12 protein-coding genes are annotated in these 12067 nt (G+C 36.3%); 6 read left to right on the plus strand and 6 right to left on the minus strand.

Going from position 1 to position 12067, the window contains the following annotated elements; genetic code table 11:
• The first annotated feature begins 97 nt into the window (after positions 1-97).
• The gene (locus tag MWJ95_RS22315) at positions 98-1192 is read left to right on the plus strand and encodes a CdaR family transcriptional regulator (protein WP_249076114.1); all 1095 of its coding nucleotides are present in this window, start codon (positions 98-100) and stop codon (positions 1190-1192) included.
• Positions 1193-1271: 79 nt separating this feature from the next.
• Here MWJ95_RS22315 and MWJ95_RS22320 read toward each other — a convergent pair whose 3' ends face one another.
• The 5 genes from MWJ95_RS22320 to MWJ95_RS22340 all read right to left on the minus strand — a co-directional run bounded on the left by MWJ95_RS22320 (position 1272) and on the right by MWJ95_RS22340 (position 6701).
• Positions 1272-2777, minus strand: coding sequence for a coproporphyrinogen III oxidase (locus tag MWJ95_RS22320; protein ID WP_249076113.1), 1506 nt, complete (start codon positions 2775-2777; stop codon positions 1272-1274).
• Between the two features lie 146 nt (positions 2778-2923).
• Positions 2924-3964 carry an LCP family protein gene (locus tag MWJ95_RS22325; protein WP_249076112.1) on the minus strand — a complete coding sequence of 347 codons (1041 nt, stop codon included), beginning with the start codon at positions 3962-3964 and terminating at the stop codon, positions 2924-2926.
• 291 nt (positions 3965-4255) lie between these two features.
• Positions 4256-4918: a ribonuclease H family protein gene (locus MWJ95_RS22330; protein WP_249107268.1), complete on the minus strand. Its 663-nt coding sequence runs from the start codon at positions 4916-4918 to the stop codon at positions 4256-4258.
• Between the two features lie 278 nt (positions 4919-5196).
• A complete protein-coding gene (locus MWJ95_RS22335; protein ID WP_249076110.1) occupies positions 5197-5541 on the minus strand; it encodes a YlbF family regulator in 345 nt (114 codons plus the stop codon).
• 17 nt (positions 5542-5558) lie between these two features.
• A complete protein-coding gene (locus tag MWJ95_RS22340; protein ID WP_249107269.1) occupies positions 5559-6701 on the minus strand; it encodes a DUF445 domain-containing protein in 1143 nt (380 codons plus the stop codon).
• Between the two features lie 348 nt (positions 6702-7049).
• On the opposite strand from MWJ95_RS22340, the gene MWJ95_RS22345 reads away from it, so the two are divergent.
• The 5 genes from MWJ95_RS22345 to MWJ95_RS22365 all read left to right on the plus strand — a co-directional run bounded on the left by MWJ95_RS22345 (position 7050) and on the right by MWJ95_RS22365 (position 11212).
• A complete protein-coding gene (locus tag MWJ95_RS22345) occupies positions 7050-7253 on the plus strand; it encodes a YheE family protein (protein ID WP_249076108.1) in 204 nt (67 codons plus the stop codon).
• A gap of 209 nt (positions 7254-7462) precedes the next feature.
• Positions 7463-7879: a hypothetical protein gene (locus MWJ95_RS22350; RefSeq protein ID WP_249107270.1), complete on the plus strand. Its 417-nt coding sequence runs from the start codon at positions 7463-7465 to the stop codon at positions 7877-7879.
• Between the two features lie 251 nt (positions 7880-8130).
• Entirely contained in the window at positions 8131-8544 is a 414-nt protein-coding gene (locus MWJ95_RS22355) for a hypothetical protein (protein ID WP_249107271.1), read from the plus strand.
• 257 nt (positions 8545-8801) lie between these two features.
• Positions 8802-10127, plus strand: coding sequence for a hemolysin family protein (locus MWJ95_RS22360; protein WP_249076106.1), 1326 nt, complete (start codon positions 8802-8804; stop codon positions 10125-10127).
• Positions 10128-10306: 179 nt separating this feature from the next.
• Complete coding sequence (locus MWJ95_RS22365; RefSeq protein WP_249076105.1) at positions 10307-11212, plus strand: cation diffusion facilitator family transporter; 906 nt, start codon at positions 10307-10309, stop codon at positions 11210-11212.
• 82 nt (positions 11213-11294) lie between these two features.
• Here the strand turns inward: MWJ95_RS22365 and MWJ95_RS22370 are convergent, their stop codons facing one another.
• Positions 11295-12038, minus strand: coding sequence for an effector binding domain-containing protein (locus MWJ95_RS22370; protein ID WP_308221954.1), 744 nt, complete (start codon positions 12036-12038; stop codon positions 11295-11297).
• Between the last annotated feature and the right edge of the window lie 29 nt (positions 12039-12067).

Below are 12067 nucleotides of genomic sequence, written 5' to 3' on the forward strand. Positions count from 1 at the left end.
TTAAGTTAAGCGCTTACATTTATTATAATGACAATAAATTCAGAAAACATTATAATAAATGTATAAATTAACTGTCGTATAACAGACATTTTTTTATGTGAGGTGTATAAACATATTAACGAAAAAACTAGCAGAAGATATCGTCCATCAAACAATGTTACGATTACGTCGCAACATTAATGTCATTAGTCCAACTGGCGTCATTTTAGCTTCTGGCGATAAAATGAGAGTTGAAAATATTCATGAAGGAGCACTCTATGTTGCCAAAAGCAAGGAGACACTTATTATTAATGAGAAAAATATAGATCAATATCCAAACACTTTGCCCGGCATTAATATGCCTATCATGTATCAGGATGATGTCATTGGTGTTATTGGGATTACAGGGGATTCTGAGGATATACTTGAAATCGCAAACCTTGTCCAATTAACGACAGAAATCATGGCATATCAAGCTATTATCGAATCAAAAAGTGAATGGCAACGAAAAAATAATGACTATATATTTGAAGCACTAGTTCATGGTAGCAAGCTAGATTTAGCATTACAGGAACGAATCCATAAGCTACCCTTTCCACTAGTAGCACCTTTTCAAATCCTATTAGTAAGCTTAGATGAACCCTTATACACAGAGAATAGCATCCCATTCTTTTTAGAAGATCTATTTTATAAGCAGCCTATACTTTCAGGTTACAGTCAACTACATGAATACTATATTCTACTAACAAATTGCGAGGACAAGACTCTGCAGCAAATAATGAAAGCATTGCGGAAAAAGCAACAAAAGCTTTATTCCTTACAAATTGGAGTTGGTCCAACCGTCCAACATTTATCCCAGCTACCCTATAGCTATAATGGTGCTAAAACGGCATTAAAGTTTGCCTTGATTAATAAAGAAATTACTTATTTTGAAGATATAGAGTTATTCTCTCTTTTTAAAAATCAAGATTCGGAGGAGGTTCAAGCATTCCATCAACGTGTTCTCAAAAGCTTGAATTCAAAGCAACTTGAAACATTACAAGCTTTTTTTGACTGTAATTTACAGCTTAAGCTCTGTGCTCAGCGGTTAAATATTCATCGTCATACGCTCACCTATAGACTAAATAAAATCAGAGAGCTAACAAGCTACGATCCTCAATATTTTGAAGATGCTTTTATATTAAAAATGGCGAGTGACTTAAGAAAATTATAACGAGATTTTATCGGAACATTATCGAGATTTATCGGAATAAAAGAGGCAATCTGAACATCACGTCAGATTGCCATCATTTTTATGCCTTATATAATTCATCTAAAAACTCAATTTTTTTACCGATTGCCTCTTCAAATGTCATGATGTAGGCAGCAGGATCTTTTGGATTATGGAACTGTGTAATCTTCCCTGTTTCAGGATGAACAAATTTAGAGGATGCACCACAGCCAATCCCTAAAATTGTTTGTACTTCCTCCATGATGACAATATTATAAATACTTTCTTCTCCAGCTTTACTGTAGCCGACATTTTCTAAATTACCTAAAATATTTTTTTGACGATATAAATAGTACGGTACATACTCATTTTCCTTCGTCCAAACTTGTGCCATATGCATCATTTGTGCAACAGTGTCACGGTCTGCTACCTTGTACTTATCTTTATTGCGCGTCATTTCTGATGCACGCTTAAATGATAATGTGTGGACCGTTAGCGATTCTGGCTGCATTTTTGCAGATTCCTTTAATGAGTTCTGGAACTCCTCAATTCCTTCATTCGGTAAACCAATAATTAAGTCCATATTTATATTATTCATGCCTGATTCACGGGCTAACCAAAACTTATCGATTGTTTCTTGTACCGTATGATGACGACCAATTGCTTTAAGGGTCTCGTCTGTATACGATTGTGGATTAACACTGATTCGGTCAATGCCCCATTTTTTTAATACCTCTAGTTTTTCAGGCGTAATCGTATCCGGTCTGCCCGCTTCGACAGTTACTTCACGGATTGTTTCAGGATGCGGGAAGGAATCATACATCGTCTGATACAATGCATCCATCTCATGTGCCTCAATAGACGTCGGTGTACCACCACCCCAATAAATGGACGTGATTTTCATATCATTTTCCTTTAGCCATTTCCCCATCTCACGTAATTCAATATGCAATCCATCTAAAAATGTAGCGACACGCCCTTGCTTTCGATTGCTGCCAATCGCATAAGCTGGGAACGTGCAATAAGCACATTTAGTCGGGCAAAAAGGGATGCCGATATAAATACTTATTTCTTTACCGATTTTATCAATATCCGGAATCGTCACTAACTGACGCGCAACGATTTCTTTTAGTAACGCTACCTTTTCCTCTGACAGACGGAAATCACGAATTAGAATATCAGCAATCTCTTCCTCACTTTTCCCAGCTTTTCGGAATTTATGGTACAGCTTCGTTGGACGCACACCCGTCAAAATCCCCCATTGCTGATGCATTCCAGTATGTTGCTCAAGCACATCTAAAAAAACGTGAGACAAAGCACGCTTAATACGAATATTTTGTTCACGTCCTTCAGCCTCAGATTCGTATTGAATACGGTAATCATTCGTATAACGCTTATCGTCTACTTCTAGAACAGCTTTTGTAGAAATGGAGAAATCATCCCCTGCGTTGTACTCGAATGACACTCTCATATCTGTTCCTTCAGGCTCTACTTTTAGCTTTGAATCCTCAAAAAATAAATTCGCAATATGATTTAATACGCGAATCCAATCCTCAGGATATTTTTGATCTATGTGAATAAATTTCATTGTCTTCGCTCTTTTCTCTCAAAAATAACAGCACCAATAGTTTAACAAATTTATATAACTTTAAGCAAAGCTACAATTAATAACAGAACATTCCGTAATATAAAAAATCCATTTTGAAAAAATTTATCAAAATGGATTCTTATCTTTTATCTCTCAATATCCGCGTTTGTTTTGAAATTTTCTTCTTTTAGTTGAAGGATTTTTCTTAATTCCGTACTGACCTTCTCTAAGCTTTCCATATCAGGAATAAAATAAGAAGTTTTTCCGATATACTGATCTTCGCCTTTTATTTCTAACGTTTTCGTAGATATGTTTTTTGCATTCAAATATTGCTTTTGGAGTGCGTAGATTTCTTTAGGATTTAAATCTGTTTCTATGTTTTTCCCTAAAATATCTGCAATTTGACCAATTTTAAATATTGTATTCGTCGATTTTGCTTGGTTAATGGTTGCAGTCAAAAATTGTCTTTGTCTCTCTTCGCGTGAATAGGAAGCATTAATAGGTCTGTATCTCATTCGTACAAATGCAAGTGCCTCTTCCCCGTTTAAATGTGCCTCTCCTTTTTGAAATTCTATCCTTTGTTTTCTATTGTAAATATTATCTTCCCAGAAACCCTCTTTTACATCTATTGATACCCCACCTAAAGCATCGACAATATCTCTAAAGCCGTCAAAGTTTACTGCAATAAAGTTATCTATCGGTATATTAAGGAGTTTTTCAACGGTTTCCAATTGAAGTTTAATTGCCCCATAGCCTGTAATGGAACCGTAATTATAAGCGGCATTGATTTTATGTACACCTGTATATTCTCCAGCATTTTCTATTTTAACCCTTGCATCTCGAGGTACTGTAACTAAGCTAATTTCAGATGAATCAGGATCTAAAGTAATGACCATTTGAGTGTCTGCTCGACCATCCTTCGACTTACTAGAATAATTTTCAATACCTAATAATAGAATGGAGATCGGATCTTTTGTAAATGAAACATCCTCTTCCCTAAGATCCGATTTATTTCCATCTCTTTTTAAATCGACCTTTGAACTATCATAGGCATTTTTAAATTTAACAAATGTATAAGCTCCATAACTTGTTACGGTTACTAATGAAATTAAAATTACTAGTAATGTTATTTTCATTACTTTATTTTTAGGTTTCATTTTTTTAGATCTTCTTGATTTTCTTTCCACATTAGATCCTCCTTCATTTCTCTCCATTGAATAAGACGTTGACAGCTCTTTCAAGTTTCCTGTAATGAATATATTTGGAAGTGGAAAGATCCATCTTCAGAACATGTGGTTAATTCTAAATCCGACTGGGTGCTTTCCCCACAAGAAGTAATCTTCCCAAAAACGCAAAAATCCCTATAAAGGTAAATCTACCTTTACAGGGATTTTTACATTATTTTAAGTTGATTTCTCGCGCTTTTTAAAGTTTGACTAGCTCTGTCATGGCCTCTTCGATTTTGGGGTGTCAACCATCTACTCCTTTATAATTTCCTTTAATCCTGTAATATCGATACCGTTTAACGCCTGGGTTGCAAGACGATCGGCTTCAGAATTTTCTTTACGTGATATAAGCTTGTACTCTGGCTGGATACTGAGTTCCTCTAGCTTTGCATCTATTTTATCAGCCCAGCTTGATAAGTTCTTTTCAAGTGCTGGCCATTCTCCACTCAATTGATTGATAACGACTTGAGAATCACCAGTGAAACAAACGGGCAAATGGTGAACATTCAAAAGCTCAAGCTCAACTATTCCCAAATATAGCGCTGCGTATTCTGCCTCATTGTTGGATTTAAGCTCTGACGAAAAAGAATTTTGTCTTAATCGATATGGCTTGCCATTTTGCTCATAATAAATCGCACAGCCTAGCCCCGATTGATTTGTTGCACGATCAAAGCCCCCATCAAAATAAACAGTAATATTATGTGGCTCAGTGTCAATTTCCTTTAAGTATGCCTTGAGTTCTTTTAAAGACCAATTTGTATCCTGTCGATCGACACAATGCAGTGATTTTACTCTTCCTGTTCGCTCCATGTCCTCTGCAAGTAGTAATGCTTGAGCTGCTGGCATTTCTTCTGAACGCAAAACCGTTTCTGCACCCTTTTGCGCTTTATAGGTCCATTCAATAATTACATGCATCGTATAACCTCCAATGATTTGAGCCATAAATTGAAAACGTGCTCCGGCTTGCGGAAGCACGTTTTTCTTCTTACTTGTTATATGTGCAACTATTCGTATTTTTATGCCTTAGAAAGCTGTTTGGTCAGATGCTTCACTGCTAAATCATGCTTTTCCGCCACTTAGATGCTTTGCTTCGCCGCTAAATCGTGCTTTTCCGCCGCTTAGATGCTCTACTTCGCCGCTAAATCGTGCTTTTCCGCCGCTTAGATGCTCTACTTCGCCGCTAAAATCTACTGTTAAAATTCTTCATATAATGTTTGAATAGGTTTAATTAAAATACGATTTACTTCTTCAATTATCTTACTTAGCTTCATTTCTGCCTCAAGCATTGCAGAAATTTTTGTATTTTGCTGTGCTAGCTGCGCCGCTTTTTGTGCGTATACAAGCTCATCTTCTAATATATCTTCGCCAGTTAATTGCTTTTTCTGTAAGTCAATTTGAATCTTACGGAAATTTTTGAATAGATTTAATGCCTCTTCATCTTCCTTAACAACTGTTACTGCTTCTGTTAACGCTACAAATTCAGGTGTTTTACGGAAAGTTCCTTCTAACGCATTAATTTCATTGTAAATATTAATCATAAACATAATTCTCCTTTTTAAATAAAGTAAACAATTAACCCTTGCACAATCCCAATCAATCCACCAAGAACTGCCCCAAGTACTGTAATCATTTTAAACTCTCGCTTTGAAATACCTAGTACAAGCTCCTCTAATTTCGCTACAGGGAAAGAATCAACCTGTTCGCGTACTACTTCTTGTAAATTTAAGCGTTTTAACACATCTTCTAATTTATCTTCAGCTTTTACAAAAGCTTTTTCGATAGCTTGCGGGATTACTGTTTCCCTCATCCATGCATTACCTTCTGGCCAGTAATGTGAAATAGGATAATTTAGTCGTTCTTCAACTGCTAATTGTTCTTTTACATATGTTTTTAATTTCAATAATATAGGCTCAAAACGAATATCCTGTAAGAAATCCATTGCTGGGCGATCTTTTAATTTCTCCCATTCCTGAGTAAAAATTTTCGTTAGTAATGATGAAGTTCCTGGTGCTTGTAAAAATTTCACAAGCTCACGCTGAACCTTTCCCACCAGTGACGAAGAATCACCTAAAAACATATTAATCATTCCACCAAGTGATCCCTTTGACGATAAGAAGTCATCAATCATCGCCTTAATGGTCATTTCGCCCTCAGGTGATAAAAAATAATCCTCACCCTTTTCTAAAATATGATCAACCGCTACTGGAATCTTTGCATCAATTGTTTGTTGAATATCTGCTGATAACAGTGTACGAATTGATTTCGTTGATAGTGTATTCTTAACTGACTCAAATTGTCCCTCAACAATTGCATCTACTTTCTGTTCAATTGTTGCTGGCATATTGGAAAATCCAGCTATTGATAGCCAATCCTGAATAGTTTTATCATTTGTAAAAACCGTTTCTTCTACCTTTGTTTGTACATACTTTTCAACCTTTTCTTGAATATCCTTTGAGAAAAATTTCTTTCTAAAGGTTTCAGGTGTTAATAAATAATTCACAACCGTTAGCCCAAGTTGTTTAGCTAATTCGTCACGTCGTTTTGGAATAAGACCTGGCGTAAAGGGTACTCGCCAATTTTTAATATATATAGCTTCATGTGGTCGGAAAAGCATTTTAATAGCTAGGTGATTCGTTACACCACCGATTGCTGCACCGATAATTGCCATAAATATTAATGTCACTAGAAAATTATCCATTAGTATCCTCTCATTTCAATTGTATTCACTATTGGCGTATTTTGTCGCCTGCTGCACTCATTATAGCAGAGCAATGATTTTCTAAGAAAGAAATACCCTCAATTAAGTAGGATGATTAACTATTTTGATCCTTCTTTATTAATTTTATTTCTACTACGGTTTACACGTTCTTCCACCATTTTCAGCAACTAGCTATCAAAAATAGGAATCACTATGTTATTGCCGCCTGAACTGAAATCACCACACGTGCACCGTCAAATCAGAATACACCCATAAAGTGAATAGTTGCAAAATTACCATTATCCTTGAATAATATTAACTATATATATTAAGAAATGGGGTTTGGTTATGATTCAGCATTTTAGCTTTAAGCCTTTATTTGAAAATTCTCAGCTTCCAGGTTGGTCTATTTCGTTCTTTTATCAACGTGAACGGTATTCAGCGGAGTACTTAAAAGATGGCGTTATACAATGGAATGGACCTATCCCTCCAAACGAAGAGGAAGTAAAAAAAATGATTCATGAACTTATGTTGTACCATGTTTACGACTGATCAAATTCACTTGGCGAAAATGTAGCTGCTTGCAAACGAGTATAGAAGTAGTATTTTCCTGTACGTCACTGCATAAAAACACCCATTTTTTACTAATTTTTGCACTGCTATTATCTTATAATTATTTAAGTATATTGAAATTCCCTTATTTTTCTTATACATTTATGTTATTAATGATTAAAGGTTTTTTGATGCAGGAGGCTATTTCAATGAGTAAAGTCACTCTTTTTGATGACTTAAACAGTTATAATTCAAAAGCATTAATTCGTGCAAAAGTAAAAGAAGTTTTTTCCGAGTTTTCTGCTAAAATCTTCGAGTTAGCAAATGAGGCTGAAGCTATTGATAGTAAAAAATTTGAGGCACTTTCTGGCTATAAAAGTGATTTCTACAATGAATATTGCAGTCAATTAAGAGGATTTTTCGAGTCATCTACTAGTACTTTCGGAAAAAGACCTGCAAAAAATATGTTTTTAACATATAAGGGCAATAATTATGTTTTGACAAAACAAGGTATAGCAGAAAAAGCACCTGTAACAATTTCACTTTACTCAGGTGACATACCAGGTAAAGAAACGCTACACGATGTGGAAAAAGCTTGCTTGAATTACGCTTTCAACAATAACTAAATAATGCAAAAGGAGCCATCTCTTACGAAAATGGCTCCTTTTTTGTTGAAAACTATATTGAAATTTAGGCAGTACTGCGCTTTGGCACAGATAAAACATTGTTGCTGCTTCGTTTTATAATTATAAACTAGAGTGCCATGCCTGGAAATACATGCTTAGTGAAGAGGTTGATTGGAGTGGAGACTGGGCGACTCCTTGGGGATTAGCGATAGGGGAACGAAGGCGTTATCACATCCTGTGATAACGCCTTCGTGACCAACATCGGTGCTGCTGTCGCTACGTTAGCACTACGCTTTCGCGCAAAAAACATCTGTTGGCCCGAGACCCTGGAGCGAGCAAAGCGAGTGAAGCGGCTCATCGGACGCCCCCAGGAAGCTCTGCTCTGCGCGAAAGCGAAGCGTCAGCGGCAAATGTTTTCTGTAGCGAAAGCAAAGCGGCAGCTACAAAGCGCCCAGTCGGAGCGGAAATCAACCCTTGCTTTGCCGAAAAGTGATACTATGACACCATCTTTTTTATTTTTCTACAATACAAAGGAGCCACCTCATATGCATGAGATGGCTCCTTTGTTGTTGCTATTAAAAATAATTCATTTAAAAAAATCAGCAAGCACTCTTGAGATTTTTGACGTGTCGTTTTATATGAGATGTAATTGCTTCTTTCTCTAAACAAACTATCTTCTTTGCTACATTTAAACTTAGCATAACAAATTTCTATTTTCAATCTTTTGGTGTTTGAAATTATTTAATTTTTTCAATTACGGTGTGAAAATCACGTAAAAAAAAAATGTTGTCAATATTTGTGTTTTGCCTGTAAATATTTTATGATTAAATCATTCAACAATTTTTTAAATCATAGGAGGTGTACACTTTGTTTACCTCCCTCATTCGGGCGGGGACAAAGGAATTATTTGGACGGAGACATAATGGAAATAACCATAAGGTTGGTGGCATTTGCCCTACTAATAATAATGACAGGATTTTTCGTTGCAACCGAATTTGCAATCGTTAAAGTAAGATCGACACGTATTGATCAATTGCTTGCTGAAGGTAATAAAAAAGCAAAAAATGCAAAACGTGTAATTTCAGATTTAGATGAATACCTATCTGCGTGTCAATTAGGTATTACAATCACTGCTTTAGGTCTAGGTTGGCTAGGTGAACCTACATTCAAAATTATCTTGAATCCAGTGTTTGAATTTCTAAATTTGAGTGAAAATTTTACGACTATCCTTTCATTTATACTTGCATTCTCAATTGTAACGTTTATGCATGTAGTTATGGGGGAATTGGCACCAAAAACACTTGCCATCCAAAAAGCAGAATTTGTAACATTAAACCTTTCTGGCCCATTAATTTTATTCCACAACATTACGTATCCAATCATTAAGCTATTGAATGGATCTGCACGTGGCTTAACTGGTCTTTTCGGCTTGAAAATGATGTCAGAATCAGACGTAGCCCATACTGAAGAAGAGTTACGAATGATTTTGTCGGATAGTTTAAAAGGTGGAGAAATTAATACTTCAGAATATGAATATGTGAACAGTATTTTTGAGTTCTCTGATCGTCTTGCGAAAGAAATCATGGTCCCACGAACTGAAATCGTCGGTATTGATAAAGAGCTAACGATTAAAGAAGTATTCGATTTAATGGGCGTTGAGCAATATACCCGTTACCCAATTATAGATGGTGATAAAGACCATATTATCGGCTTAGTCAATATGAAGCATTTATTAACTGCTTACATTAAAGACCCGGCAAATGGTGATAAGCAAGTAATTGACTATATGCAGCCAATTATTCGCGTAATGGAAACAACGCAAATTAACGATTTGTTACTAAAAATACAGCGTGAGCGCATTCATATGGCTATTTTAATGGATGAATATGGCGGAACATCTGGTCTAGTTACGATTGAAGATATTATTGAGGAAATTGTCGGTGACATTCAAGATGAATTCGATGAAGATGAAATTCCAGAGGTTCAGGAAATTGCAGAAGATCACTTTATTTTAGATGCGAAGATGCTAGTAGAAAATGTTAATGATATGCTAGGTACTGACATAGATGATGATGATATTGATACAATCGGTGGTTGGTTCATGACAATGCGCTTTGATGCGGTTGAAGGAGACAGTATTGAAGAACAAGGTTATGAATTTATCGCAAAAGAATTAGATGGTCACCATATTTTATACTTAGAAGTTCTGAAATTACCTGAACGTGATTTATCAAATGACAACGATTAGTAACTGCCTAAAAATCAATTATGTCTCGGCATAATTGCACCGGATTCAGCTTTGTACTTACACAAGGACAAGCGCTGAAAGCTTCTACTTGAAAAAATAAATATATGAAAAAAACGACTCCCTTACACGAGAAGGGGGTCGTTTTATAATGCCCGAAAGTTTTGCTAGGAGGAAACAAAATGGAGCTCTATACAAATTTACGTCAAGGGGAAAAAGGTGCCTGGTTATCCATCGGCACATATTTAATACTGAGCTCAATAAAATTAACGATTGGCTATATCGGAACATCGGAAGCACTCAAAGCAGATGGACTTAACAATACTACTGATATTGTCGCATCTATTGCGGTATTAATTGGTTTACGGATTGCCCAAATACCACCTGACTCTAATCACCAATACGGACATTTACGTGCTGAAACTGTTGCTTCACTTGTTGCATCGTTCATTATGCTAATTGTTGGCTTACAGGTACTCATCATTTCGATAAAAAGTCTATGGGAGCCAACTGGCACTGCACCATCATTATTAACAGCCTTTGTGGCAATCGGCAGCGCAGTCGTGATGTATATCGTGTACCGCTATAATCTGGCATTATCCAAAAAAATAAAAAGTGCTGCCGTTAAAGCTGCAGCCTACGATAATCGCTCAGATGCCCTTGTCAGTATCGGTACAGCCATCGGGATTTTTGGCGCTATTTTTGGCTTCCCTATTATCGATACAATAACTGCTCTACTCGTCGCACTTCTGATTATTAAAACAGCTGTAGAAATCTTTTGGGAGGCCGTTCAAAGCCTCACAGATGCCTTTGATGTTGATGAAGTTGAAACATTATCCGTTTTAATCCGCAATGTTGATGGCGTGATCAACCTTATAGACTTTAAAGGCCGTGCGCATGGCAATATGCATTTTATAGACGTAACAGTAACCGTTGATCCTTATTTAAATGTCTTTGAAAGTCATCGCATTACAGAGGAAATTGAAAAAACCATTACTCGTGAAAATTCCTTCTGCCAGGTACTCGTCCATATTGAGCCAGAAATAGAGGTTCCTCCAGAAAATGACGACAAGTCTCCTACCGATTGATTGGTAAGAGACTTGTTTTTAATGTTTAGGTTTTGAACTTCAACAGCAAGCATAGACCAAAACGTATACATTTGTCATTAAACTATTTAACTGCAATATAAATATCGACCTGCGCTTCTTGAGGGTTGGCACATCGTTCATCATACATTTCAAAGTCACCTGTGTATGTTCGCTCTACACCTGAGCTTGCGAACCAAGCCCAGACATCCTGCCATGCTTTTACAACAACTTCTTCAAATGGACCTTTGTCAGAAGTAAACACTAAGTATTTAGCAGCTGGCACCGTTTTAACGACCATACCCTCAGGAATTTCGTCAGTAGCTAATACTTCTAATCCAAGTGTAATGGCATACTCTCCGTTAACATCTGTTTCATAATCAGAATACAAGCCATACGTTACTTGATTTACTGCATTAGCTACCTGTCCTACAACATTTTGCTGATAAAAATTCGACCATAATTGTGGGATTTTTGCTTGAGCAGTCATTTCATTCGCATTGCTTGTTCGCGCTGAAATTCCTACGATTTGAAATGATTCTTTATTCATCACAACAGGTTCTGGTATATCATGCTTTCTCCATCTCTTTAAGCTTGGTAAAAAAGACGTCAACATTTGGCGTGCTTCCTCTTCCGCCATGCCATCTTCCTTTAAATGTGGTACACAAAAATCGATCATTTCTTCAACTGTTAGATTTGGCTGTTTGAACTCTCCTACTTCATAACAATACGTGCAATAGTCCTCACTTTTGTATCCTTCTTTTTCTGTACCAAGTAATGCCTCATCCACTAATGGCATTCCACAGCTTTGACAATAACTTTGCATCATTAAATCCACCCTTCGTCCTATTTGTTATG

Origin of the sequence: Lysinibacillus sp. Bpr_S20 (genome assembly GCF_023337835.1) — a bacterium.
Classification (GTDB): Bacteria; Bacillota; Bacilli; order Bacillales_A; family Planococcaceae; genus Lysinibacillus.